At 63.5% G+C, this 24,173-nt stretch carries 23 protein-coding genes; 17 read left to right on the plus strand and 6 right to left on the minus strand.

The features are described from left to right. Positions 1-5: 5 nt before the first annotated feature. A complete protein-coding gene (locus V6767_RS08750; RefSeq protein ID WP_448473108.1) occupies positions 6-218 on the plus strand; it encodes a tautomerase family protein in 213 nt (70 codons plus the stop codon). Here the strand turns inward: V6767_RS08750 and V6767_RS08755 are convergent. After that, entirely contained in the window at positions 182-1,117 is a 936-nt protein-coding gene (locus tag V6767_RS08755) for a LysR family transcriptional regulator (protein ID WP_448473109.1), read from the minus strand. The genes V6767_RS08750 and V6767_RS08755 overlap by 37 nt on opposite strands. A gap of 103 nt (positions 1,118-1,220) precedes the next feature. Between V6767_RS08755 and V6767_RS08760 the strand changes: the two genes are divergently transcribed. The 7 genes from V6767_RS08760 (at position 1,221) to cydX (ending at position 9,316) form a co-directional block, all read left to right on the plus strand. Continuing rightward, positions 1,221-1,847 carry an NADPH-dependent F420 reductase gene (locus V6767_RS08760; protein ID WP_448473110.1) on the plus strand — a complete coding sequence of 209 codons (627 nt, stop codon included), beginning with the start codon at positions 1,221-1,223 and terminating at the stop codon, positions 1,845-1,847. Positions 1,848-2,239: 392 nt separating this feature from the next. Continuing rightward, positions 2,240-2,815 carry a GbsR/MarR family transcriptional regulator gene (locus V6767_RS08765; protein ID WP_448473111.1) on the plus strand — a complete coding sequence of 192 codons (576 nt, stop codon included), beginning with the start codon at positions 2,240-2,242 and terminating at the stop codon, positions 2,813-2,815. Further along, positions 2,815-4,605 carry a thiol reductant ABC exporter subunit CydD gene (cydD, locus tag V6767_RS08770; protein ID WP_448473140.1) on the plus strand — a complete coding sequence of 597 codons (1,791 nt, stop codon included), beginning with the start codon at positions 2,815-2,817 and terminating at the stop codon, positions 4,603-4,605. Before V6767_RS08765 ends, cydD begins: the two co-directional genes overlap by 1 nt. Next, positions 4,602-6,302, plus strand: coding sequence for a thiol reductant ABC exporter subunit CydC (gene cydC / locus V6767_RS08775; protein WP_448473112.1), 1,701 nt, complete (start codon positions 4,602-4,604; stop codon positions 6,300-6,302). The genes cydD and cydC overlap by 4 nt, the downstream gene beginning before the upstream one ends. 84 nt (positions 6,303-6,386) lie before the next feature. After that, positions 6,387-7,979: a cytochrome ubiquinol oxidase subunit I gene (locus tag V6767_RS08780; protein ID WP_448473113.1), complete on the plus strand. Its 1,593-nt coding sequence runs from the start codon at positions 6,387-6,389 to the stop codon at positions 7,977-7,979. A 6-nt stretch (positions 7,980-7,985) separates the two neighbouring features. Continuing rightward, entirely contained in the window at positions 7,986-9,140 is a 1,155-nt protein-coding gene (gene cydB, locus V6767_RS08785; protein WP_448473114.1) for a cytochrome d ubiquinol oxidase subunit II, read from the plus strand. Positions 9,141-9,190: 50 nt separating this feature from the next. After that, positions 9,191-9,316, plus strand: a complete 126-nt coding sequence (gene cydX, locus V6767_RS08790; RefSeq protein WP_018065131.1) for a cytochrome bd-I oxidase subunit CydX — start codon at positions 9,191-9,193, stop codon at positions 9,314-9,316. A 209-nt stretch (positions 9,317-9,525) separates the two neighbouring features. Here the strand turns inward: cydX and V6767_RS08795 are convergent, their stop codons facing one another. Beyond that, positions 9,526-10,464, minus strand: a complete 939-nt coding sequence (locus V6767_RS08795; RefSeq protein WP_448468538.1) for a LysR family transcriptional regulator — start codon at positions 10,462-10,464, stop codon at positions 9,526-9,528. Positions 10,465-10,640: 176 nt separating this feature from the next. Between V6767_RS08795 and V6767_RS08800 the strand changes: the two genes are divergently transcribed. The 7 genes from V6767_RS08800 to V6767_RS08830 all read left to right on the plus strand — a co-directional run bounded on the left by V6767_RS08800 (position 10,641) and on the right by V6767_RS08830 (position 18,544). Further along, a complete protein-coding gene (locus tag V6767_RS08800; protein ID WP_448473115.1) occupies positions 10,641-11,651 on the plus strand; it encodes an ABC transporter substrate-binding protein in 1,011 nt (336 codons plus the stop codon). A gap of 64 nt (positions 11,652-11,715) precedes the next feature. Beyond that, positions 11,716-12,522, plus strand: a complete 807-nt coding sequence (locus tag V6767_RS08805) for an ABC transporter ATP-binding protein (protein WP_448473116.1) — start codon at positions 11,716-11,718, stop codon at positions 12,520-12,522. Further along, positions 12,522-13,349 carry an ABC transporter permease gene (locus V6767_RS08810; protein ID WP_448473117.1) on the plus strand — a complete coding sequence of 276 codons (828 nt, stop codon included), beginning with the start codon at positions 12,522-12,524 and terminating at the stop codon, positions 13,347-13,349. Before V6767_RS08805 ends, V6767_RS08810 begins: the two co-directional genes overlap by 1 nt. Further along, the gene (locus V6767_RS08815; RefSeq protein ID WP_448473118.1) at positions 13,349-14,659 is read left to right on the plus strand and encodes a cytosine deaminase; all 1,311 of its coding nucleotides are present in this window, start codon (positions 13,349-13,351) and stop codon (positions 14,657-14,659) included. Before V6767_RS08810 ends, V6767_RS08815 begins: the two co-directional genes overlap by 1 nt. Before the next feature lie 2 nt (positions 14,660-14,661). Beyond that, positions 14,662-16,071 (plus strand): FAD-binding oxidoreductase, encoded by a 1,410-nt coding sequence (locus V6767_RS08820; RefSeq protein WP_448473119.1) that lies wholly within the window; start codon positions 14,662-14,664, stop codon positions 16,069-16,071. A gap of 1 nt (position 16,072) precedes the next feature. Next, a complete protein-coding gene (locus tag V6767_RS08825) occupies positions 16,073-16,654 on the plus strand; it encodes an NAD(P)H-dependent oxidoreductase (RefSeq protein WP_448473120.1) in 582 nt (193 codons plus the stop codon). A gap of 186 nt (positions 16,655-16,840) precedes the next feature. After that, positions 16,841-18,544, plus strand: a complete 1,704-nt coding sequence (locus tag V6767_RS08830; RefSeq protein ID WP_448473121.1) for a glycoside hydrolase family 32 protein — start codon at positions 16,841-16,843, stop codon at positions 18,542-18,544. A gap of 23 nt (positions 18,545-18,567) precedes the next feature. Here V6767_RS08830 and V6767_RS08835 read toward each other — a convergent pair whose 3' ends face one another. The 4 genes from V6767_RS08835 to V6767_RS08850 all read right to left on the minus strand — a co-directional run bounded on the left by V6767_RS08835 (position 18,568) and on the right by V6767_RS08850 (position 21,821). After that, positions 18,568-19,365 (minus strand): ABC transporter ATP-binding protein, encoded by a 798-nt coding sequence (locus tag V6767_RS08835; RefSeq protein ID WP_448473122.1) that lies wholly within the window; start codon positions 19,363-19,365, stop codon positions 18,568-18,570. Next, positions 19,365-20,303 carry an ABC transporter permease gene (locus V6767_RS08840; protein ID WP_448473123.1) on the minus strand — a complete coding sequence of 313 codons (939 nt, stop codon included), beginning with the start codon at positions 20,301-20,303 and terminating at the stop codon, positions 19,365-19,367. Before V6767_RS08840 ends, V6767_RS08835 begins: the two co-directional genes overlap by 1 nt. Before the next feature lie 2 nt (positions 20,304-20,305). Then, positions 20,306-21,280, minus strand: coding sequence for an ABC transporter substrate-binding protein (locus V6767_RS08845; RefSeq protein WP_448473124.1), 975 nt, complete (start codon positions 21,278-21,280; stop codon positions 20,306-20,308). Positions 21,281-21,449: 169 nt separating this feature from the next. After that, the gene (locus V6767_RS08850; protein ID WP_448473125.1) at positions 21,450-21,821 is read right to left on the minus strand and encodes a DsrE family protein; all 372 of its coding nucleotides are present in this window, start codon (positions 21,819-21,821) and stop codon (positions 21,450-21,452) included. A 101-nt stretch (positions 21,822-21,922) separates the two neighbouring features. On the opposite strand from V6767_RS08850, the gene ung reads away from it, so the two are divergent. Together ung and V6767_RS08860 are read left to right on the plus strand one after the other, a co-directional pair. Next, positions 21,923-22,618 carry a uracil-DNA glycosylase gene (ung, locus tag V6767_RS08855; protein ID WP_448431857.1) on the plus strand — a complete coding sequence of 232 codons (696 nt, stop codon included), beginning with the start codon at positions 21,923-21,925 and terminating at the stop codon, positions 22,616-22,618. 89 nt (positions 22,619-22,707) lie between these two features. Next, complete coding sequence (locus V6767_RS08860) at positions 22,708-24,135, plus strand: aldehyde dehydrogenase family protein (protein WP_448473126.1); 1,428 nt, start codon at positions 22,708-22,710, stop codon at positions 24,133-24,135. Positions 24,136-24,173: the final 38 nt, after the last annotated feature.

The following is a 24,173-nucleotide window of genomic DNA, read 5'->3' on the forward strand; positions in this document are numbered from 1 at the left end:
CCGATATGCCACTCGTCAACATCAAGACCCCCGAGGCGGCGCTGACCCGCGACCAGAAGGAAGACATCATCCACCGCGTCACCGATATGCTGGCCGAGTATTTCACCGAGGCCGCGCGGCCCCACACCATGGTGCTGATCGAGGAGGTCCGCGACGGCGGCTACGGCCGCGCCGACGCGGTTTACGTAACACCCGAGGCCTGGCGCGCTGAAGGATAGCCCTCGGGCCGGGGCGGAAACGCCTCGGCCAGCCCTTCCACGAACCGCATGATCTTGGCGCTCGGCTTGCCGCGCATCGGATAGAGCGCGTGCATGGGGCGCGGCGGGGTGCGATAATCGCTCAGAAGGCGCACCAGGCGGCCGGCCCTCAACTCCTCCCGCAGGATGATATCCGAGCCGAGCGCCACCCCATGCCCCTCGATAGCGGCGCGCAACAGCACCATCCAGTCATTGGCGTAAAGCCGCCCGCTGACCTGAATTTCACGCTCCCGACCGTCCTCGGTGAACAGCCAGCGGCATGGCGTATGCCCTGCGCGCTGGCCGAAGATCAGGCATTCGTGCCGGGTGAGATCCTGCGGGGTTTGCGGCGCGCCGTGGCGGGCGAGATAGGCAGGCGCGGCGCAGACCACCAGCTCATAGGAGGCGAGCGGGACGGAGGCCAGCCCCGCGCCTTCCGTGCCGCCGACCCGGATGGTGACGTCGAAGCCCTCTTCCAGCGGATCGACGAACCGGTCCTCAAGCGTGACCTCGACCTGCACGTCCGGATATTTATCGAGAAACCGGGTGACGAAGGGCGCGAGCGCCAGCGCGCCGAAGGTTTTCGGCGCGTTGACCTTCAGCAGGCCCTTGGGATGCCGGTGCATCTCGGACGCCAGCCCCTCCGCCGCCTCGGCCTCCGAAAGGATCAACCGGCAGCGCTCGTAAAAGGTACGCCCGATATCGGTAATGTTCTGGCGGCGGGTAGTGCGGTGGAGCAACGTCGCACCCACCCTGTCCTCCAGAAACACGATATGCTTGGAGACCATCTGCGGCGAGATGCCGAGCGCATCCGCGGCGGCGGCAAACGAGCCGAGATCGACCGCCTTGACATAGACGGCCATGCTGGTGAGCCGGTCCATGATTATCCCCTTCTGGTTGGGAGAGACTGTGAAAATCCGATATTTAAGTTCATATGGTGGAGGTTTATGCCGGGTCATCACAGTGTGACAAGGAGAAAACGTGATGAAGATCGGAATTATCGGCGCGGGCTTTGTCGGCCGCTCGGTGGCGCAGAAGGCGGTTGAGGCCGGCCATGTGGTGATGCTCAGCAATTCACGCGGGCCACAGAGCCTTTTCAGCATGAAAAGCGCCCTCGGCTGCGCCGTCGGGACGGTGGACGAGGCGATCGCCTTCGGCGAGGTAATCGTGCTCGCGATCCCCCTGGCGGCCTATGATGCGCTGCGGCCGGAAGGCTTCAGGGGCAAGATCGTGATCGACGCCATCAACTATTATCACGAGCGCGACGGCCATATCGAAGCGCTGGACCGTGGCAAGACCACCACCAGCGAGATGATCGCCGCGCATCTGCCCGGCGCCCGCATCGTCAAGGCCTTCAACGCTATTCGGATGATCGATCTTGATGTTGCGGGTCGGCCGGAGGGTGCTGCCGATCGCCTCGCCCTGCCATTGGCAGGCGACGATGCGGGGGCGAAGGCGGTGGTCGCCGGCCTCTACAATCAGTTCGGCTTCGACAGTGTCGACGCCGGCTCGCTTTCCGAAGGCTGGCGCTTCGAGCGCGACCGCCCGGCTTATTGCAATCTGAAACCGAAACAGGCGCTCGCCGAAACGCTTTCGGCCACCGTCCGGTAATTTTTGACGCCGGTGGGGAGAGCAAAGTCGCCAACTCAATGCATGCGGCAGGGCTGTCTCCCCTCACCCGGCGCATCCGCGCCACCCTCTCCCCTCCGGGGCGAGGGTCACCAAGAAAGCCGCCGCAGAGCCGGCGGCACGGCAGAGCCTCGCCGGCGTTCCCTTCTCCCCTTGGGGAGAAGGTGGCCGAAGGCCGGATGAGGGTATAGGGTCTCGCGACACCGCAGACCTTGCGGCTGACACACCCGCTTCACCCACATGACATAAATCAATTTCCTACGCGTCTCGTTCGGTTACACCCGTGACAAGAGATCGGCGGCTTGCTTTCCGTCAAGTATCGGTATACACAATTTTCAGAAATTTCTGAAAATTCAGATAGAACAGGAATATCGATGCCATTGTCGCCGGTCGTGCAGGATTTCGTGGCCCATTTCGGAGAGATGGGAAGCCGCTGGGGCATTAACCGCTCGGTCGGGCAGATCTACGCCCTGCTCTACGCCACACGCGAGCCGCTCTGCGCCGACGACATGGTGGAGGCGCTGAAGATGTCGCGCTCCAATGTGGCCATGGGGCTGAAGGAATTGCAGGGCTGGGGGCTGGTTCTGTTGCGCCACAAGGCGGGCGACCGGCGGGATTATTTCACCACGCCGGAGGATGTCTGGACGATCCTGAGGACGCTCGCCGAAGAGCGCAAGAAGCGCGAGATCGACCCGACGCTGACCATGCTGCGCGAGGTCCTGATGCGCGAGCCGGAAAACAACGAAGAGCGCTACGCCCAGGAGCGGCTCGGCGAAATGCACGCGCTGATTGAAAAACTCTCCGACTGGTACGATGATGTGAAGGTGATGGAAACCGATCGGCTTCTCATGCTTCTCGGCATGGGCTCTGCCGTCACCAAACTGCTGGAGACGGCAGACAGGCTCCCCGGCTTCGGCCGGAAGGGCGCAAAAGACAGCAAGGTTTCATGATGGACGCGCTTGTCGAAAAATCCAGGGCAGAAGACGCCGCTCCCGATCGGAGCGCCGCCCAGGACACGGGCCGGCCCGCTTCGCCACAAGGCGCGGCGTCGGGTGCTGCCCGCCAGAAATCGCGCGCGCCAAAAACCCGGGCGCTGAAGCTTGCGGCATGGCTTTCCACCCTTGCCGAACTGATGTGGCTGCCGCAGGCGGCCTGTCTTGCCTATGGCATCGGACAGGTGGCGGCGGGTAATGGCGTCGCCACGATCTGGCCGCTGGCCGCCGCCGTGCTGGCGCTCGGCCTTGCCAAGGCTCTCCTGGAGCGGGCGGGCAACCGCATGGCCTATCGCGAGGCCCGCAAGATCCTCTCGCAAAAACGCGCCGCCGCGGTTTCCGCGCTTGCGCGCCGGTCACCGCTTGATACCAGCCGGGCCGCCTCCGGCGAGGCCGCCAGCATTCTCGCCGAGCAGGCCGAACATATCGTGCCCTATCTGGCCCGCTTCCAGACCGCCCGCTTCAAGGCGAGCGTGGTGCCGCTTGCCATTCTGGCGGTGGTGCTCCCCTATTCCTGGATCGCGGCGCTGGTGCTCTTGATCGCCGCCCCGCTGATCCCGATCTTCATGGCGCTGATTGGCTGGAGCGCGCAATCGGCGAGCGAAAAACACCTTGCCGACATGGGCACGCTCAACGCCTTCCTGCTCGACCGGCTGCGCGGTCTGCAGACCATCCGTTCCTTCGATGCCGTCGAACAGGTCTCGCGCCGCCTCAGACTGCGCGCCGAAAACCTGCGGCGGCGCACCATGGCCGTGCTGAAGATCGCGTTCCTGACATCCGCCGTTCTGGAGCTGTTTTCCGCCCTCGGCGTCGCCATGGCCGCGGCCTATATCGGCTTTCATCTTCTGGGCCAGATCGGCTTCGGCGCCTGGGGCGGCAAGCTGACGCTGTCGGAAGGCCTGTTCATATTGCTGCTGGCGCCGGCCTTCTTCGATCCGCTGCGCATGCTGTCGTCGGTCTGGCACGACCGCGCCGCCGGCGAGGCGGCGCTTTCCGCGCTCGACAGCCTTGCCGAGGACGGGCTTGCCATGGTCGGCGGCGCGACAGCCGATGCCGCACCGGCCACGACCCGCCCGGCAAGCGTGGAACTGCGCGATCTCGGCTTCGTCCACCAAGGCTCGAAGGATCCGGTCTTCGATGGCTTCGACCTGAATGTCAGGCCGGGAGAACATGTCGCCCTGCTCGGGCCCTCGGGCAGCGGCAAGTCGACGTTGCTTGCGCTCATTGCCGGCCTTGCCGAGGCCCGGCACGGCCGCATCGTCATCGATGACCTGACGCTTGCCGACGACACCGCCGACAGGCTGCGCCAGAGGATCGCCTGGATCGGCCAGGATCCGCACCTTTTCGCCGGTTCGATCGCCTCCAATATCCGCCTCACCCGCGAAGATGTAACCCGCGACGATATCGCCGGCGCGCTGAAGCTTGCCGCGCTCGACACCGTCGCCGAGGCCCATGGTAACGCCATGATCGGCGAAAACGGCGCGGGCCTTTCCGGCGGCGAGGGTCTGCGGCTGACGCTGGCGCGCGCCGCCGCGACCAGGGGCGCGGGCCTCATCCTCGCCGACGAGCCGACCGCCCATCTCGATCACCACACCGCCGCCGAAATTACCGAGGCGCTGCTGACGCTTGCCGCCGGCCGCACGCTGATCGTGGCGACCCATGATCCGGTGCTGGCCGCGCGGATGGACCGCGTCGTCCACCTTGCAGAGGATTTCAGGGCGGAAAACTTCAGGGAGAACGGGCTATGAGAACACAAGGCTTTGCCGCACTCGGCCCGATCATCCGCCTGTTCTGGCGCGAGCGGCGCGGCGGGCTCGTCGCGGGTGCAGCCCTTTCCGCCTTCACCGTGCTTGCCGGCATCGCGCTGCTCGGCGTCTCCGGCTGGTTCGTGACCGCCACCGCGATCGCGGGGCTGACAATGGCGACGGCGCTCGCCTTCGATGTCTTCGCACCGTCCGCCGCCATCCGTTTCCTGGCGCTGTCGCGCACGGCCGGCCGCTATTTCGAACGGTTGCAGACCCATGACGCAACGCTGCGCGTGCTGGCGGGCCTCAGGGTCAACCTGTTCCGCGGCTTTGCGGCGCCGGGCGCTGCCCGTGCCCTTGCCTTGAGACCCGCGCGCCTGCTGTTCCGCCTGACCGCCGATGTCGACGCGCTCGATTCGCTTTATCTGAGGGTGCTGGTGCCGGGCGCAGTCGCGGTCGTCGCAGGCCTTGCCGCCATCATCGCGCTCGGCATTCTGTCGTGGCCGCTGGCGCTGGCCGTCGGCGCGGCGATCGTGCTGCCGGGCCTTGCGCTTCCGGCGCTGGCCGCACGGGCGGCCGAAAAACCCGCCCGTCGCCGGGCGCATGCGCAGGAGGCGTTGCGCGCCCGCGCCGTGGACATGGTTGCCGGCCAGAGTGAACTGGCCTTGGCCGGACGGCTGGATGCCCAGCGGGAACGGGTGGAAAACGCCGACAGCAGGGAATATGCCGCCGATCTGGCGCTGAACCGGATCGACAGCAATACCGGTTTTGGCTTCGACATGGTCACCGCGCTGATTCTCGCCGGCGTGCTGCTTGCCGGCGCCGCCCTTGCCGAGGCCGGACAGATCACCGCCCCGCTTGCCGCCCTGGTACTCCTCATCGCTTTTGCGGCACTGGAACCGTTCGCAGCACTCCGGCGCGGCGCGATGGAGCTTGGCCGCACGCTGCTTGCCGCGCGCAGGCTTTCGCCCCGACTGGAAGCGGAACCCGCCGCCAGAACCGTTCACGCCGCGCCGGACGCCGGCATCGCGGTCGCGTTCGAAGATGTCCGTCTGCGCTATCCCGGACGCGGCGGCGCCGCGCTTTCCGGCCTGACGCTGACGATCGCCGAGGGCGAGCGGGTGGCGCTGATCGGCGCGAGCGGGGCCGGAAAATCCTCGATCATGGCGCTGATTGCCGGCGAGGTCGCGCCGGACGCCGGCAGCATCGCCGCCCTGCCGGCCACGCTGTTGACCCAGCGCACCGAGCTGTTCCAGGATACGCTGCGCGCCAACCTGAAGCTCGCCTTCCCCGCCGCGGGCGACGAGCGCCTGATGGAAGCGCTCGATGCGGCAGGCCTCGGCGACACCGTGCGCGGCCTGCCCCACGGTCTCGATACCGAGCTTGGCGAACAGGGGCTCGGCCTTTCGGGCGGACAGGCCCGACGGCTGGCGCTTGCCCGGCTGGTGCTGCGCGACACGCCCGTCTGGCTGCTCGATGAGCCGAGCGAGGGCCTCGACGGCAAGACAGCGCGCGACGTCATGACAAAGATCAAAGCGCGCGCCGGAAAACACCGTAGTTTGCTGATCGCGACCCATATCCGTCGGGAGGCAGAAATTGCCGACCGACTGATCATGATCAATTCGGGGCGGATCATTTCCGCCTACAGAAGAGGCGAGCCCGGCTTTGCCGGAGCGCTTGCCGCACTGAGACCGGACTGAAACCCGGCCTCCAACAATAATGCGGCTGCCGGTCAAACGGCGGTCGATGAAACTGAGACCCGGTTTGAACGCGGGAGAGACGCAATGGAACTGGACATCGTGGCGCTATCGCGCCTGCAATTCGCTATGACGGCGCTATATCACTTTCTGTTTGTGCCGTTGACGCTGGGCCTTTCCATGATCGTTGCGATCATGGAAACGACCTACGTCATGACTGGCCGCAAAATATGGCGGCAAATGACAAAATTCTGGGGCGTGCTGTTCGGCATCAACTTTGCCATCGGCGTTTCCACCGGCATCGTGATGGAATTCCAGTTCGGCATGAACTGGAGCTATTACAGCCACTATGTCGGTGACATCTTCGGCGCGCCTCTGGCGATCGAGGGGCTGATGGCCTTCTTCCTGGAAGCCACCTTCGTCGGCCTGTTCTTCTTCGGCTGGGACCGCATGTCGCGGGTCGCCCACCTGATCATCACCTGGTGCGTCGCCATCGGCTCGAACTTGTCGGCTCTGTGGATCCTGATCGCCAATGGCTGGATGCAGAACCCGGTCGGTTCGGCCCTCAACCCGGCCACGATGCGCATGGAGGTCACCAACTTCTTCGAAGTTCTGACCAACCCGGTCGCACAGGCGAAGTTCGTGCATACGGTTTCGGCCGGCTATGTCACGGCCTCGGTCTTCGTGCTCGGCGTCGGCGCATGGTATGTGCTGAAGGGCCGCCATGTAGAGCTTGCCAAGCGTTCGATGACGGTTGCCTGTTCCTTCGGCCTGGCTGCTGCCCTTTCGGTGGTCGTGCTGGGCGATGAAAGCGGGTATCTGACGACCGAACACCAGAAGATGAAGCTCGCCGCGATCGAATCGATGTGGGAAACGGAGCCGGCGCCTGCCTCGTTCACGCTGTTCGGCATTCCCGACACGGAAAACCGCGAGACCCATTACGCGGTGAAGATCCCGTGGGTCATGGGCCTGATCGGCACCCGCTCGCTCGATACCCCGATCGAGGGCATCAACGAACTGGTCGAAAACGGCAAGACCAAGATCGAAAACGGCATCCAGGCCTATGGCGCGTTGCAGAACATGCGCGCGAATATGGGCACCGGCACGCCGGACCCGGCCGACCAGGCGATCATGGAGGAATACGGCAACGACCTCGGTTACGCCTATCTCCTGAAGCCGTTCGTGGATGACCCGGCAGACGCAACGCCCGCCCAGATCGAACAGGCCGCAAACAGCTTGGTTCCGCCGGTCGGTCCGCTGTTCTGGTCGTTCCGCATCATGGTCGGCGCAGGCTTCCTGTTCATCGCCGTCATGGCTACGTTCTTCTACCTGTCGACCCGTCGCAGGCTGGACAGCCATCGCTGGCTGCTGCACCTCGCAGTCTGGATCATTCCGCTGCCGTGGATTGCTGCAGAATGCGGCTGGATCGTCGCCGAACTCGGCCGTCAGCCGTGGATCATCGAGGGCATCCTGCCCACGGCGCTGGCCGTCTCGAGCCTCGGCGCCAGCACGGTTCTGCTCACCATCATCGGCTTTGTCGGAATCTACACGGTGCTGTTCATCGTCGAAATGGGCCTGATGCTCGCCGCGATCCGCAAGGGACCGCAGCCGGACAACGGACCCGACATGCCGGTTCTCGGCGCCCGCCGGGTTCAGGGCACCATGGCACCTGCGGAGTAAAACATCATGGTACTGCACGATCTTATCTCTTACGAAGTCCTCCGCGTAATCTGGTGGTTGCTGCTCGGCGTTCTGCTGATCGGCTTCGCCATCATGGACGGCTTCGATCTCGGAACCGCCACCCTGCTTCCCTTCGTCGCCAAGAACGACACCGAGCGCCGCGTCGTGATCAACACGGTCGGCCCGGTCTGGGAAGGCAATCAGGTCTGGCTCATTCTCGGCGGCGGCGCGATCTTCGCGGCGTGGCCGGCGATCTACGCCGTATCGTTCTCGGGCTTCTATCTGGCTATGTTCGCGATCCTGTTCGCGCTCATCCTGCGCCCGGTCGGCTTCAAGTATCGCTCCAAGCGCGAAAGCGCCACCTGGCGCAATACCTGGGACTGGCTGCTGTTCATCGGCGGCTTCGTGCCGACCCTGATCTTCGGCGTGGCGCTGGGCAACGTGCTGCAGGGCGTTCCCTTCCGGCTCGATGACGACCTTCGCATCTTCTACGACGGTTCGTTCTTCGGCCTTCTCAACCCCTTCGCGCTGGTTGCGGGTCTGGTCTGCGTTGCCATGCTGGTCATGCACGGCGCGGCCTATCTTTCGACCAAGACCGAAGGTCCGGTCAACGACCGCGCCCGCGGCTTCGGTTCGATCGCGGCTGTTGCCCTGATCGTGCTGTTCGCGCTGGCCGGCGTCTGGCTCTATTACGGCATTGACGGCTACGCCTTTATCGGCGCTGTCGATGCGGCCGGTCCGTCGAACCCGCTGATGAACGATGTTGCCCGCGAGCAGGGCGCATGGTTCGCCAATTACGGCCGTTATCCGTGGATGATGCTGGCGCCCGCGCTCGGCTTCCTCGGCGCGATCGGCGCGTTCATCGGGCTGAAGGGCAAGAGGCCGGCGCTTGCCATGCTGTCGTCGTCGGCTTCGGTCTTCGGCGTTGTGGCAACGCCCGGCGTCGCGATGTTCCCGTTCATCCTGCCGTCGTCGGAACAGCCCGGCGCCAGCCTGACGGCATGGGACTCCTCGTCGAGCCACCTGACGCTGTTCATCATGCTGGTCTGCGCGCTGATCTTCGTGCCGATCATCCTCGCCTACACCTCGTGGGTCTACCACATCATGTGGGGCAAGGTGACCAATGCGGACGTGACCAACAAGGACAAGCACGCCTACTAAGCAAGCCGGCGGGCCGGAAGGCCCGCCCCCTTTCACGAAAGGAGAATTCTATGTGGTATTTCGCCTGGATCCTCGGTCTGCCGCTCGCAGCGCTCTTCGCGGTGCTGAACGCCATGTGGTACGAACTGATGGACGACCGCGCCCGCGAGCGCGAAAACAAGGGCAGCGGCATCTGAACCGCTTCGCCTGAGTGTTACAAGCGGCTCGCAGCAATGCGGGCCGTTTTGTTTTGGAATGAATCTCACCAACCGCCAAGCGATCTTTCCCCTTAAGGGGCAGGACGATCGCATAGTGACTGATTCCGGAAAAACGAAAGGGGAAAATTGGGGTGCGATGCCTCGATCCCACACTACCACTCAGATGACACTGACCGGCAGCCAGAAAACTACGCCGTTTCCGGCAGATGCCGGCGCTCCTGCAATGTCGCGATCATCGCCGCCAGTTCGCTGAGCAGGTAATCCACGAACAGGCTGGTGGCGGCGTCGAGGGGGGCGCGGGCGCGGGCGAACAGCTTCATCGGCTGATGGCGCACATGCGGGTCGGCGACCGGACGGAAAACCAGCTCGCCCCGGCTGCAATCATCATAGACATCGAGCGGGTTGAGGAAGGTCAGGCCGGTACCGCGCTTGACCAGTTGCTTCAGCATTTCCGACGCATTTGTCTCCACCACCGGTTCGACCGGCAGCGGCAGCGGCGACAGCATGAGATTGATGACATTGCGCAGGCTGGTGCCGCTTTGCGCCAGCACCAGCGGCTCCTGCACCACATCGGAGACGTTGACGCGTTCCTGCTCCGCCAGGGGATGCCCCGGCGGCAGCACCGCGCCGATCGGCACATCGAAGGTGGCCACGGTGCGGATACCCGGCGTCGGCGGAATATTGAAGCCGAGCCCGAGATCGACATCGCCGGTGACCACCGAGGCAATGGTGGTATCGCCGATATCGGAGCGCAGATGAATGCGGATGCGTGGATTCTTCTCCACGAATCGGGCGATGATCTCCGGCAGCGGCCCCGCCGCAAGCCCGACGGTGGTGACCAGCGTGACCTTGCCGGCCTGCGGCATCTTCAGCGCTCGGATACGCGCCTCCAGCCGGTCATAGCTTTTCAGAACCTCGCGGACATGCTCGACGCACATCTCGCCCGCCGCCGTGAGCCTGAGACCGCGCGGCAACCGCTCGAACAGCGGCGCGCCCAGTTCCTCCTCCAGCGCCAGGATCTGCCGGTTGACCGCCGACGATGCGACATTCAACCTTTGCGCGGCTTTTCGGATCGATCCGCAACGCGCGATTTCATCAATATATTGCAGTTTGCGGGAGTGCAGCATCGGGGTAAACTCGGCTCAAGTGACCATTTTTTACGCAGTGCGACTACAATTATATCATTCCCGAGCCTTGTGCAAAAAAGGCATCGATGCGCACGAAAATTGATACTTCTCAAACAGCGGTTAAGCCGCTCAAATACCAATCATAAGCTTCAGCAAAACGCGAAGGGGAACGAGAAATGTCACTTCAATCCAGCATGACCGGGCTTGCGGCATTGGCCGGCCTGACGCTTGCCGCCGCAGCGCCCGCGCTGGCGCTCGACGAGGTCTCCTACGGCACCAACTGGCTGGCCCAGGCCGAGCATGGCGGCTTCTACCAGGCCGTTGCCGACGGCACCTACGAGAAATACGGGCTCGACGTCACCATCGTGCAGGGCGGACCGCAGGCGGCCAACCGCGCGCTGCTGATCGCCGGCAAGGTCGATTTCTACATGGGCTCGCCGCAGGGTGAATTCGACGCCGTGGTCGAGGACATTCCGCTGATCGACGTCGCCGCGATCTTCCAGAAGGACCCGCAGATCCTGATGGCGCATCCCGACCAGGGCATCGAGGAATTCGGCGACCTCGCCAAACTGCCGACGATCTTCATGGGCAAGGACGGGTTCCTGTCCTATTTCCAGTGGATGAAGGCCAATTTCGACGGCTTCGACGATGCCCAGTACAAGCCCTACACCTTCAACCCGGCCCCGTTCATCGCCGATCCGCAATCCGCACAGCAGGGCTACCTGACGTCGGAACCCTATTCGGTGGAAAAGGAAGCCGGCTGGACGCCGAAGGTCTTCCTGCTCGCCGACAGCGGCTACTCGCCCTATTCGACGATGATCACCGCCCAGCAGAAAATGGTCGATGAAAACCCGGACCTCGTGCAGCGCTTCGTCGATGCCTCGATCGAGGGATGGTACAATTATCTCTACGGCGACAACACCGCCGCCAACGATCTGATCAAGAAAGACAATCCGGAAATGACGGATGAGCAGATCGCCTATTCCATCGGGAAGATGAAAGAATACGGCATCGTCGTCTCCGGCGAGGCCGAGGATGGTGGCATCGGCTGCATGACCGATGAGCACTTCAAGACCTTCTTCGACGACATGGTCGATATCGGCCTCTATGAAGCCGACCTCGACTATACCAAGGCCTACACGACCCAGTTCGTCTGCAAGGGCGTCGGCAAGGACCTGATGAAGTAATCCCTTCGCATTCTTCGCCCCGCGTCCGCGCGGGGCGACCCGTTTACGCATACAGGAAAACCGCATGGCGCCCGCCGAGGCATTGCTGCAAAAGCCGCTGGTGAAGCTTGAGCATGTCACCAAGATTTTCTCCAACGGCACGATCGCGCTCAAGGATATGAGCCTCACCGTCTGTCAGGGCCAGTTCGTCAGCCTGCTCGGGCCGTCAGGCTGCGGCAAATCGACGGCCTTGCGCATCATGGCCTCGCTCGGCGACGTCACGCGAGGCACGATCGACTGGCCGACCTCGCGCATTTCCGCCAAGGGCAAGCCGGAAGGCGATATCAGCTTCGTGTTTCAGGAACCGACGCTGATGCCGTGGGCGACCGTGTTCGACAATGTCTATCTGCCGCTGAAGCTGCGCGGCAAATCCAAGGCTGGCACACGCGAAGAAATCATGGCCGCGCTCGCCACCGTCGAGCTTCAGGATTTTCCGAACGCCTATCCGCGCGAACTCTCCGGCGGCATGAAGATGCGGGTGTCGATCGCCCGCGCGCTGGTGACCAAGCCGAAATTACTTTTGATGGACGAGCCGTTCGCGGCGCTGGACGAGATCACCCGCCAGAAGCTCAATGACGACGTGCTGCGGCTCTGGCACGAAACCGGCATCACCGTGATCTTCGTGACCCATTCCGTTTTCGAATCCGCCTATCTCTCCAACCGCATCGTGGTGATGCGCGCCCGTCCCGGTCAGGTGTTCGACGATTTCCCTCTCGATACCAGCCAGGAGCGCGACGAGAGCTACCGCACTTCGGAAGAATATCGGCTGGCCTGCGAAAAGGTGTCGCGCTCGCTTCAGGGCGCCATTCAGGCAGCGGGAGGCGAGCACTGATGAGCGACGAAACCTATCAGCGCCCCGGCTTCTTCGCCCGCAATGGCGAGACCATTCTGAAAATCGCGATCCCGATCGCCGTGCTGGCGCTGCTGGTGGCGATCTGGCAGGCGATCGTGGTGATCTACCAGACCCCGCATTACATCCTCCCCGGCCCCGCTTTGGTGGCCAAGGCCTTCATCGAGGACTGGGGCACGCTCGCGCCGGCTCTCTGGGTCACCACCAAGATCACCTTCATATCGCTCGGCCTCGCCCTTGTCGGCGGCGTCGGGCTTGCGGTGATCATGGTGCAATCGCGCTGGATCGAGACCGCGCTTTACCCGATCACCGTGATCCTGCAAGTCACGCCCATCGTCGCCATCGCGCCGCTGATCCTGATCTACACGCCGACAACTCAGGTGGCGCTGCTGATTTGCGCCTTTCTGGTGGCGTTCTTCCCGATCCTCTCGAATATGGCGCAGGGGCTGAAGAGCGTCGACCACAATCTTCTGAACCTGTTCGAGCTTTACGGCGCCTCGCGTTGGCAGACGCTGATCCACCTGAAACTGCCGGCCTCGCTGCCCTATTTCATGACGGGGCTGAGGATCGGCGGCGGGCTGGCACTGATTGCCGCCGTGGTCGCGGAATTCGCGGCGGGTTCGGCGGGGGCCGGCTCAGGCCTTGCCTTCCGGCTCTTGGAATCGCAGTACCGTCTCAACATTCCCCGCCTGTTTGCAGCGCTGTTCATGCTTGCCTGCCTTGGCGTCGCGATCTTCGCGCTCACCTCCTTCATCGCCTGGCTGTTCCTGCATCGCTGGCATGAAAGCAGCCTGAAGAGAGAGAATTGATGACCGGCTTTGTGACGCTTCCGGAAGCCCCGGCCTTCGTTCTCCAGAACGCGACCGTGCCGGCGATCTGTCTGAAGAACGCCGCGGGATTTGCCGCACGCGAAGGGCTGATACAAGCCGATATCACCATCGAAAACGGCAAAGTCGGCGCGATCACCGCGCCCGGCACGCCAGCAGCCGCCCTGCCCGCGACAGATCTTCGCGGCGGCATGGTCTGGCCGACCTTCACCGACATGCACACCCATATCGACAAGGGCCATATCTGGGAGCGCCGCCGCAATCCCGATGGCACCTTCATGGGCGCGCTCGAAAACGTGCGCGCCGACCGCGAGGCCAACTGGTCGGCCGATGATGTCGCCGCGCGGATGGAGTTCTCGCTGAAATGCGCCTATGCCCACGGCACCGGCCTGCTGCGCACCCATCTCGACAGCCTGCCGCCGCAGCACGAAATCTCCTTCGAGTTGTTCTCCGATATCCGCGAGAAATGGGCGGACCGGATCGAGCTTCAGGCCGTTGCGCTGTTTGCGATCGACATGATCTTCGAGCCGTTCTTCGATGATCTGGTGGCGCTGCTGAAGCGCCGGGACGGCCTGATCGGCGGCGTCACCCAGATGCTCCCGGATCTCGATGCACGGCTCGACCGGTTGTTTCAGGCGGCGGGCGAAGCCGGGCTTGATATCGACCTCCATGTCGACGAGACCGAGGACCGCGAGGTGCTGACCCTTGGCCGCATCGCGGATGCGAAATTGCGAAATGGCTTTGAGGGCGCCGTCACCGTCGGCCATTGCTGTTCGCTGGCGCGGCAGGATGAAGATACGGCAATGCGCACCATCGACCGCGTGGCTGAAGCAGAAATCGCGGTCGTCTCGCTGCCGATGTGCAACATGTATCTCCAGGACCGCCATGCGGGCGTCACCCCGCGCTGGCGGGGCGTGACGCTGTTCAAGGAACTGACGGCAGCGGGCGTGAAGACCGCCGTCGCCTCCGACAATACCCGCGACCCGTTCTACGCTTACGGCGATCTCGATCCCGTGGAAGTGATCCGCGAGGCGGTGCGCATTCTCCAGCTCGATCATCCGCTGGACGACACGCCGCGCATCATCACCCGCACGCCCGCCGACATTCTCGGCCGCCCGGAGCGCGGCGTGATTGCAAAGGGCGGGCCCGCCGATCTGGTGCTTTTCAGCGCGCGGCGCTGGAGCGAGTTTCTTTCCCGTCCGCAGGCTGACCGCATCGTGATGCGGAATGGCATGGGCATCGACCGCAGCCTGCCGGATTATCGCGAACTTGACCCGCTGATGGATAAGTGAACATGCCGGACTATCAACAGATCAAGGCCGAGCTCGAAGGCATCGCCATCGAGGACAACCCCAACCTCGTCTCCCGCAAGAGCCGGGATTTCTACTGGTACTCGCCGATCCTCAAGGCCCAGCTCGAAAACGTCACCGGCGACCTGATCGTCTCGCCCGCAAGCGAGGATGAGGTGATCCAGGTGCTGAAGGTCGCATTCCGCCATGATGTGCCGGTCACGGCGCGCGGCGGCGGCACCGGCAATTACGGCCAGTGCATGCCGCTGTCGGGCGGCATCGTGCTCGACATGACGAAGATGAACCGGATCAAGGAAATCCACCCCGGCCGCGTCATCACCGAGCCGGGCATCATCTGCGCCCAGCTCGACAGGGAGCTGAAGGAACAGTCGGGCCAGGAACTGCGCTTCCACCCCTCCACCACCGGCCAGGCCACCCTTGGCGGCTTCATCGCCGGCGGTTCCGGCGGCGTTGGCTCGGTGCACTGGGGCGGGCTTCGCGATCTCGGCAATGTGCTGAGGCTGCGCATCGTCACGCTTGAGGAAGAACCCCGCGTGATGGAGCTTACGGCCCGCGACCTCCTGAAGGTCTCCCACGCCTACGGCACCAACGGCATCATCACCGAAGTCGAGATGCCGCTGGCGCCCGCCTATGACTGGGTGGACGTGATCGTCGGCCACGAGACCTTCATGGATGCCGTGCGGTTTTCCGACCGGCTGGCGAAATCCTCCGGCATTCTGGTCAAGGAAATCGCCCCGATCGCCGCCCCCGTACCTTATGAATATTTCACCCGCCACAAGCCGTGGCTGAAGGAGGGCGAGGCGGTCACCGTGGTCATGGTCGCCCCCCATGCGCTGGCGCCGTTCGAGGCGCTGGTGAAGCTGATGAAGGGCGAAATCCGCTTCCGTTCCGATGAAGTGGAGAGCCTGCGCGGCATACCGCGCGCCTATGAACTTGGCTGGAACCACACCACGCTGCGCGCGCTGAAGATGGAGCCCGACAGCTTCACCTATCTTCAGGTGCAGTATCCCGGCCCGGACCATGTCGAGAAGGTCCGCGAGATGACCGAGCTTTTCGGCGACGAAGTGATCGGCCATCTGGAATTCCTGCGCTTTGACGGCGCTATACAGTGCTCCGGCCTGCCGCTGGTGCGCTACACCACGCCGGAACGGCTGGAAGAGATCATCGCGATCCACGAGACCCATGGCTGCCCGATCTTCAACCCGCACCGCTATACGCTGGAAGAAGGCGGCATGAAGCAGACCGACGAGCTGCAGCTTGCCTTCAAGAAGGAAACCGACCCCAAGGGCCTGATGAACCCCGGCAAGATGATCGCCTGGGAGAACCCGGATTTCGACTTCAAGGCCGGCAGGAACTTCCTGTTCAAGGGGCTGGCAGAGACGGGAGCGGAGTGAGATGCGGGTCCTCGTGCTCTTTTCCCACCCCGTGGAAACCAGCTATGGCGCGGCCCTTCACAGACAGGTCGTCGAAAGCCTCACCAAGGCCGGTCACGATGTCGATGATTGCGACCTCTATGCCGAAAACTTCCAGCCGGTGCTGACCCGCGAGGAGCGGATCGGCTATCACGACTATCCGGAAAACACCGCGCCGGTCGCCTCCTATGTCGAGCGCCTGCAGAAGGCGGAGGCGCTGGTGATCGTCACGCCGATCTGGAATTTCGGCTATCCGGCAATGCTGAAAGGCTATTTCGACCGCGTCTGGCTGCCGGGCGTTTCCTTCGCGCTGGAGGATGGCAAGCTGAAGCCGACGTTGCGCCACATCCAGAAGGCCGCCGCCGTCTTCACTTACGGCGCGACGCCGATGCGGGCGTTTCTCGCCGGCAACCCGCCGAAAAAGATGATCAAGCGCGTGCTGCGCGCCCAGATCAAGCTCGGCGCCCCGGTGCGGTTCATGGCCCATTACGACATGAACAACTGCACCGAGGAAACCCGCGCCCGCTTTCTCGATAAGGTGAAAAGCGAGATGGAGGCTTTCTAGCCCTCACGCTCTTTACATCCCGTCTCAGTGCATTAGGTCTAAAGCTATCCCGCAGCTCTTCTTCCCTGCGGGATAGCGCATGCGTGCAACCGGTTTTCGTCACCATGCGCATAACTGTAATTCCGGGCTGTTCCGCGCGGCAAGGCGTTGAATGATCCGGTTGCGCTGGAACGGAGCCGAACGAGCATGCATGAATTGACCACCGCCGACGAAACCCGCCTTCGCAAGCTGCGCGGCAATGTGCCGGTCAATGCCGTGCTGCATGTCTGGTTGAAGGCGGTTCATCCGCATGCGCCTGCGGAGTTGCGGCTTTCGCTGAACGACCGGGTTTTCGGCAATGTGTTCGTGCAGAATTCCGAGGAATACGAATTCCGGATGTTCTTCATGCCGCATGGCGGGGAACTCGAATGCGCCTATGATCCCGAAACGACCACGATTTCGGTCGCTTACTGGTTCACCGATGCGAAGGCGCTGGAGGAAGGCATCACCGTCTTGCGCACCCACGCCGCCAATGCGCCGGCGCCGGCGCCCGGCTCCTATCATTTCCGCCCGCCCTTCGGCTGGATGAACGATCCGAACGGCTTTGGCCGTTTCAACGGCTCGGCGCATCTGTTCTATCAGCATTATTCGCACGGGCTGAAATGGAACACGATGCATTGGGGCCATGCGGTCTCGGAGGATTTCCTGCACTGGCGGCATCTGCCGATCTTCCTGTTTCCTTCGGAAGATCTGACCGCCAAGCCGGACAAGCGCGGCGGCGCGTTTTCGGGCTCGGCGATCCCGCTGGAAAACTCCGCCGGCGTCCGTGTGTTCTTCACCGAACACATGATCGACCGCGCGCCGGAGCGCGAAATCCAAATGATGGCGACCTCGCAATCGCTGATCTTCGCCGGCGCGGCCAAGCCGCTGATCGACACCCGGCCCGAACTTGAGGGCCTGACGCTCGACTTCCGCGACCCTTATGTGTTCCGCGGCCCCGACGGCTACTGGAAAATGCTGCTCGGCAGCCGCTTGGGCGAGGAGGGCGTGGTTTTGCTCTACCAGACCGCGGATGTGACGGCGGCCAGCGGCTGGGAATTCGTCTCGGTGCTGCATTCGGAGGGACGGTTCAACACGCAGGTGATCGAATGCCCCTGCCTGCTGCCGCTCGACGGCCCGGCCGGCGACCCCGCCACGCACTGGGGGCTGATCTGCGGCCTGATGCACAGCCATCATGAGGAAACCGGGCGCAAGAACCTGACGACGGCCACCGTTGGCAAGTTTGATGGCACGACATTCACGCCGCATTTCGAGCAGGAGCTCGACTTCGTCACCGACAATTACGCCTTCCAGGCCTTCCTCGACCAGGGCACGCCGGTGGGCATCGGCTGGCTCGCCAACTGGGCCGATGCCGCCCCCGAAATCGATTTCCCGACGGCGATGACGCTGCCGCGCAACCTCGTCTATGACGCCGCCGACGACACGCTTCTGACGCCGCCGATCGAAGGCGTGGAAAGCCTCCGCGACCATCTGATAGATGAAACGGCGCTCGCGGCGGGAGAACTGGTAAGCCTCGAAACCGGGCAGGCCGAGATCGTGATCGATCTCGACGGACCGACATTCGAGCTTGATCTCTATCACAACAATATCGAGATCGTGATCACGCTCGATGAGGAAGGCCTCAGCCTGGTCTACCGCGATGACGCCGAAAAGCCGACGCCGCGCTATATCGCGCCCGGCGCGAAGCCGAGCCATATCCGGGTGTTTCTCGATATCGGTTCGGTCGAGGTTTTCGCCGATAATGGCCGCTGGACCGGCACCAAGCGGATTGCCGGCTTCGATCCGATCCATTCGATGCGGCTGCGCCACGGCGACGTCCGGTCGGCGAGGGTCTGGGCGCTGGCGCTCTAAGCAATGGGCGGTGAGCGCTTTTGCTACGCCAGCATCAGCTGATCGTCGTCGATCTCCGTGCCGGCCGCGCGGCCGAAGCGTTCCAGAAGGTCGGAGACCTTGAGCCTTGAGCGTTCCTCACCGGCGATATCAAGCACGATCCGGCCGGCATTCATCATCAGGGTGCGCGAGCCATAGGCCAGCGCGTCCTTCATCGAATGGGTCACCATCAGCGTGGTCAGACGGCTTTCGCCGGCAATCTCGGCCGAAAGCGTGAGCACCTTGTGGGCGGCGGAGGGGTCCAGCGCCGCCGTATGTTCGTCGAGCACCAGGATTTTCATCGGAAGCAGCGTCGCCATCAGCAGGCTGACGGCCTGGCGCTGGCCGCCGGAAAGAGCGCCGATCGGCGTTGCCATGCGGTGTTCGAGGCCGAGGCCGAGCTTTTCCAGATGCTCGGCAAACATCTGTTTCTGGCCGCGCTTGCCAAGCGCGAGAGCCAGACCCCGCTTCTTGCCGCGGGCGGCGGCGAGCGCCAGATTTTCCTCGATCGACAGCGACGAACAGGTGCCGAGCCTGGGCTCCTGAAACACCCGGCCGACAAGACGGGCGCGCTTGGCGGCCGGCCAGTTGGTGACGTCGTTGCCGGCGAGGTGGATCGTGCCGGTATCGGGCTTCGCCGTGCCGACGACGGTGGATAGCAGCGTCGACTTGCCCGCCCCGTTGGAGCCGATCACGGTGACGAACTCGCCCTCCGCGATATCGAGCGAAATGCCGCGCAGCGCCCGAACTTCGGTTGCCGTTCCGGCATTGAAGGTGATGTGGATGTCGTCAAGTTTCAGCATCAGTCCTGCCCTTCATCCGGTTGCTGCGCGCCGCGCACGAGGCGGAAGTTGAACATCGACTTGCGCCCCTTCTTGCCGCGGCTCTGGGAGAGCACAACGGCGACGGCGACTACGATCGCGGTGATCAGGTTCAGGTCCTGCGGGCGGATGCCGATGAAGCCGGCCGACAGCGCAAGCGCGATGAACAGGCGGTAGACGACCGCGCCGATGACGCAGCCGAGCGTGGCGAGAAACACGGTGCGACGGCCGAGAATGGCCTCGCCGATGATCAGGGCCGCAAGCCCGGTGACGATGGTGCCGACGCCCATGGTGACATCCGCCACCCCCTGCATCTGCGCAAACAGCGAGCCCGCGAGCGCGCAGAGCGCATTGGCGATCGACATGCCGAGCAGCGTCATCGCGCCGTTGCGAATGCCCTGCGCTTCAGCCATGGCCGGGTTCTCGCCCGAGGCGCGCAGGCCAAGGCCGATTTCGGTCTTGAGGAACCAGTCGATTATGAACTTGGCGCCGATCGCGATGATCAAAAGCAGAATCGTGTTGCTCCACAGCCCCGCGCCCACAAGGTCTTCAAAGCGGGAAAACACCGTATCCTGGCCATAGACCGGCAGGTTGGGTCGACCCATGATCCGAAGATTGATCGAAAACAGCGCGACCATCGACAGAATGCCGGCAAGCAGGTTCATGATGCCGAAGCGGACATTCAGGAGGCCGGTTACGAAACCGGCGGCCGCGCCCGCCATCAGGCCGAAAAACGTGGCGATAAAGGGATCGACGCCGTGGATAATGGCGGCGGCGGAAACCGCCGCGCCAAGCGGGAAGCTTCCGTCCACCGTCAGGTCCGGAAAGTCCAGAACCCGGAATGACATGAAGATGCTCAACGCCACGAGGGCGAAGAGCAGGCCGGTCTCAAACGCACCGGCGAGTGCGAAAAGCGTCATGTTTACTCGATGACCTTCTTGGCGCTGTCAACGACGTCGGCCGGCACATCAATGCCCATGGCCTTGGCCGCCTTGAGGTTCAGGAACAGATCCTGATTGCCGGGTACGACGACCGGAATGTCGGCAACCGCAGTGCCTTCGAGGATCTGGGCGATCATGTCGCCGGTAACCGTGCCCATTTCGGCATAGTTGAAGCCAAGGGCGGCAACCGCGCCGCGCTCGACGGAGTCGGTATCGGTGGTGAAGACCGGCAGCTTGGCGCGCTCGCCGACGGTCACGATCGCTTCCAGCACCGAGATCACCGAATTGTCGGTCGGCAACAGGATGGCATCGGCCTTGCCAACGAGGTTGCGGGCCGCATCCGGCACCATGGTCGACTGGGCGGCGGGGCTTTCGACGACGGTGAGGCCGAGCTCTTCGGCGCCGGCCTTGATGTCATCGACCTGCACGACCGAGTTGGCTTCGCCCGGATTGTAGATGACGCCGATGGTCTTGACGTCCGGAACCAGCTTCTGGATCAGCTCCAGCGCCGGCTTCGGCGGCTGCTTGTCGGAGGTGCCGGTGATGTTGGCCTCCGGCTTTTCCGGGTTCTCGATCAGGCCGGCGGCCACCGGATCGGTGACGGCGGCGAAGACGACGGGGGTGTCGCCCATGGAATTCTTCAGCGCCTGGGCCGACGGCGTCGAGATGCCGACGGCGACATCCGGATCGATGCCGGCGAATTCGTCAGCAATCTGGCTCTGCGTGGTCATGTTGCCCTGGGCGGAGCGGGCGACGACCTTCAGGTTCTCGCCTTCCTTGTAGCCCTTTTCGGCGAGGCTCTCGACAATGCCTTCACGCACGGCGTCAAGGGCGGGGTGTTCGACGATATAGGTGATGGCGACGGTCTTGGTGTCCTGCGCGACGACCGGCGCGGCAAAGCCGGCAAAAGCGGCGATCGCCGCGGTGGCGAACACCGTTTTCTTGAAGTTGAGCATTTCGAAACCCCCTGTCAGGATTGTTCTTAGCGCGATGTGATCACGCGGCAGTTTGGCCTGTGCCAAAGCGCCGGTCAACGCCGGAACGTCGCCGCCCGCGACTTTATTTGCCGGCGCTGGCGGCGGGTCCCCTGCCGCGCCGGCTCGCGTTTGCGGATGCCGCGGCCCGTCAGGTGATCTGCAGCGATCCCTCGGCGTTCATCAGAAGATCGATGACGTCAGGCGCGGTGATGATCTCGTAGGCGGGATCCATGTCTTCCGCGCTCATGCCGTTATGCTTCATGCAGGCGCCGCAGATCGCGATCTTGCCGCCGGCCGTACGGTATTCTTCGAGCAGATCGGAAACCGGCTCGAACGGTGCGCCGATATCGATGCCGTCGGTGGCGCCGGGCTTGCCGAGTTCCACGGCCTCGACCATCAGGATGATCGTGGCGCTATGCCCCTTCTTCAGCGCGTTGAGCGCCATGGTGAAGGCGACGGTCACCTTGTTCGGATTGGACTTGCCGTCGAAAATCGTTGCAACAAAAGCTGTGGTTTGCATGTTTGAGGCCTCCTTCTGCCTGTTCTGGAATTGGGGAGACGTCGTTGCTATACAAGTGCGACAATTGTCGCAGGCAGGACTTGAACGGGAGGTAGCAGAGCATGGGCGAAATCAGACTCGAGCCGGGCTGGAAGGAGAAGCTTCAACCGGAATTCGAAAGCGCCTACATGGCCGGCCTCAGATCCTTTCTTGTGGACGAGAAGAAAAACGGGCAGGTCGTCTTTCCCAAAGGCGAGGAATATTTCCGCGCGCTCGACCTGACGCCGCTCGACCGGGTGAAGGTCGTGATCCTCGGGCAGGATCCCTATCACGGGCCGGGGCAGGCCCACGGGCTCTGCTTTTCGGTGCGTCCCGGTGTGCGCACCCCGCCATCGCTGGTCAATATCTACAAGGAGCTGGCCGCCGATGTCGGGTTTCAGAAGGTCGATCACGGCTTTCTGGAGCACTGGGCGAAGCAGGGCGTCTTGCTTTTGAACTCGGTGCTGACCGTGCGCCAGGCCGCCGCCGCCTCCCATCGCGGCAAGGGCTGGGAGGAATTCACCGACGCCGTGATCCGCGTCGTCAACGACGAGTGCCCGCATGTCGTATTCATCCTCTGGGGCGCCTATGCCCAGAAGAAGGCGAGCTTTGTCGACAGAAGCCGGCATCTGGTGCTGAAATCCCCGCACCCCTCGCCGCTTTCGGCCCATAACGGCTTTTTCGGCAGTCGCCCGTTTTCCAAGGCCAATCAGTTCCTGCTCGAACAGGGCATCGAGCCGATAGACTGGCAATTGCCGAAAGACCCCGGAGAAAGTTGAAGAGGCGGCGCTTGTCGAGCCGTGACCTTCAACACATTTATGCGCTATAGACGGCGCGATGGCGCAGCATCCAATTTACGGAGATACCGATGTCCCACCACAGAAAATTCTTCATCGACGGCGCCTGGGTCGAGCCGGACGGGCAGGAAACGCTCGACGTCATCAATCCGGCGACCGAGGAGGTCGTCACCGCGATCGCGCTCGGACAGGCATCGGATGTCGACAAGGCGGTGGCTGCCGCGCGGCGCGCATTCGAGAGCTTCTCGCTCACCACGCGCGAGGAGCGGCTTGCGCTTCTGGAGCGGGTGCTGGAATGCTACCGAGCCCGCGCCGACGATCTGGTCGAGGCGGTGATGAGCGAAATGGGCGCGCCGCTGAAGCTTGCGCGCAGCGCCCAGGTGCCAGTCGGCGCTTCCCATATCAGCAACACCCGCAAGGCGCTTGAGAATTTCGAATTCTCCGAGGAGCGCAACAAGGGCCTGATCGTGCGTGAACCGATCGGCGTCTGCGCCCTGATCACGCCGTGGAACTGGCCGCTGAACCAGATCGCGGCCAAGGTGGCCCCTGCGCTCGCCACCGGCTGCACCGTGGTGCTGAAGCCGTCGGAAATCGCGCCGCTTTCGGCCATCATCTTCGCCGAGATCATGGAGGAGGCCGGCGTTCCGCCCGGAGTCTTCAACCTCGTCAACGGCACTGGCCCGGATGTCGGCCAGGTCATGGCCGGCCACGAGGACGTCGACATGGTCTCCTTCACCGGCTCGACGCGTGCCGGCATCATCGTTGCGAAAACCGCCGCCGACACGGTCAAGCGCGTTTGCCAGGAGCTTGGCGGCAAGTCGCCGAATATCGTGCTGGAGGATGCCGATTTCGAAAAGGCGGTCGCGGGCGGCGTGCGTTCCTGCTTCCAGAATTCCGGCCAGTCCTGCGACGCGCCGACGCGCATGCTGGTGCCCGCCGCAAGGCATGACGAGGCGCTGGAGATTGCCAGGAAGGCGGCGCTCACGCTCAAGGTCGGCGACCCGCGCGCGGAAGACACCGATCTCGGCCCGGTGGTGAGCCAGCAGCAATATGACAAGATCCAGGGGCTTATCGAAACGGCGATCGCCGAGGGTGCCACCGTTGCGGTCGGCGGCCCTGGCCGTCCGGACGGCATCAATCACGGCTATTATGTCAAGCCCACCGTGTTCGGCCATGTCGACAACGCCATGACGATCGCCCGCGAGGAAGTCTTCGGCCCGGTTCTGTCGGTGCTGTCCTATGAGAGCGAAGAGGAAGCGATCGCGATCGCCAACGACACGCCCTACGGGCTTGCCGCCTATGTGCAATCGGGCGATCTCGACCATGCCCGCAAGGTCGCTGCGCGCCTGCGCGCCGGCAATGTCACGATCAACGATCCGGACTGGGACACCGCCATTCCCTTCGGCGGCTACAAGCAATCCGGCAATGGCCGCGAGTTTGCCGACTGGGGCATGGAAGATTTTCTGGAAATCAAGGGGATACGCGGCTACACGGCTTAAAATTCCCCGCGAAACCGCTACATTGGAGCGTGTTGCGC

This window comes from Martelella sp. FLE1502 (assembly GCF_053484255.1).

Bases quoted from the DNA above. Each gene is read 5' to 3' on its own strand.
- V6767_RS08750 (WP_448473108.1), top strand. From the start codon at position 6: ATGCCACTCGTCAACATCAAGACCCCCGAGGCGGCGCTGACCCGCGAC.
- V6767_RS08755 (WP_448473109.1), bottom strand. From the start codon at position 1,117: ATGGACCGGCTCACCAGCATGGCCGTCTATGTCAAGGCGGTCGATCTC.
- V6767_RS08760 (WP_448473110.1), top strand. From the start codon at position 1,221: ATGAAGATCGGAATTATCGGCGCGGGCTTTGTCGGCCGCTCGGTGGCG.
- V6767_RS08765 (WP_448473111.1), top strand. From the start codon at position 2,240: ATGCCATTGTCGCCGGTCGTGCAGGATTTCGTGGCCCATTTCGGAGAG.
- cydD (WP_448473140.1), top strand. From the start codon at position 2,815: ATGGACGCGCTTGTCGAAAAATCCAGGGCAGAAGACGCCGCTCCCGAT.
- cydC (WP_448473112.1), top strand. From the start codon at position 4,602: ATGAGAACACAAGGCTTTGCCGCACTCGGCCCGATCATCCGCCTGTTC.
- V6767_RS08780 (WP_448473113.1), top strand. From the start codon at position 6,387: ATGGAACTGGACATCGTGGCGCTATCGCGCCTGCAATTCGCTATGACG.
- cydB (WP_448473114.1), top strand. From the start codon at position 7,986: ATGGTACTGCACGATCTTATCTCTTACGAAGTCCTCCGCGTAATCTGG.
- cydX (WP_018065131.1), top strand. From the start codon at position 9,191: ATGTGGTATTTCGCCTGGATCCTCGGTCTGCCGCTCGCAGCGCTCTTC.
- V6767_RS08795 (WP_448468538.1), bottom strand. From the start codon at position 10,464: ATGCTGCACTCCCGCAAACTGCAATATATTGATGAAATCGCGCGTTGC.
- V6767_RS08800 (WP_448473115.1), top strand. From the start codon at position 10,641: ATGTCACTTCAATCCAGCATGACCGGGCTTGCGGCATTGGCCGGCCTG.
- V6767_RS08805 (WP_448473116.1), top strand. From the start codon at position 11,716: ATGGCGCCCGCCGAGGCATTGCTGCAAAAGCCGCTGGTGAAGCTTGAG.
- V6767_RS08810 (WP_448473117.1), top strand. From the start codon at position 12,522: ATGAGCGACGAAACCTATCAGCGCCCCGGCTTCTTCGCCCGCAATGGC.
- V6767_RS08815 (WP_448473118.1), top strand. From the start codon at position 13,349: ATGACCGGCTTTGTGACGCTTCCGGAAGCCCCGGCCTTCGTTCTCCAG.
- V6767_RS08820 (WP_448473119.1), top strand. From the start codon at position 14,662: ATGCCGGACTATCAACAGATCAAGGCCGAGCTCGAAGGCATCGCCATC.
- V6767_RS08825 (WP_448473120.1), top strand. From the start codon at position 16,073: ATGCGGGTCCTCGTGCTCTTTTCCCACCCCGTGGAAACCAGCTATGGC.
- V6767_RS08830 (WP_448473121.1), top strand. From the start codon at position 16,841: ATGCATGAATTGACCACCGCCGACGAAACCCGCCTTCGCAAGCTGCGC.
- V6767_RS08835 (WP_448473122.1), bottom strand. From the start codon at position 19,365: ATGCTGAAACTTGACGACATCCACATCACCTTCAATGCCGGAACGGCA.
- V6767_RS08840 (WP_448473123.1), bottom strand. From the start codon at position 20,303: ATGACGCTTTTCGCACTCGCCGGTGCGTTTGAGACCGGCCTGCTCTTC.
- V6767_RS08845 (WP_448473124.1), bottom strand. From the start codon at position 21,280: ATGCTCAACTTCAAGAAAACGGTGTTCGCCACCGCGGCGATCGCCGCT.
- V6767_RS08850 (WP_448473125.1), bottom strand. From the start codon at position 21,821: ATGCAAACCACAGCTTTTGTTGCAACGATTTTCGACGGCAAGTCCAAT.
- ung (WP_448431857.1), top strand. From the start codon at position 21,923: ATGGGCGAAATCAGACTCGAGCCGGGCTGGAAGGAGAAGCTTCAACCG.
- V6767_RS08860 (WP_448473126.1), top strand. From the start codon at position 22,708: ATGTCCCACCACAGAAAATTCTTCATCGACGGCGCCTGGGTCGAGCCG.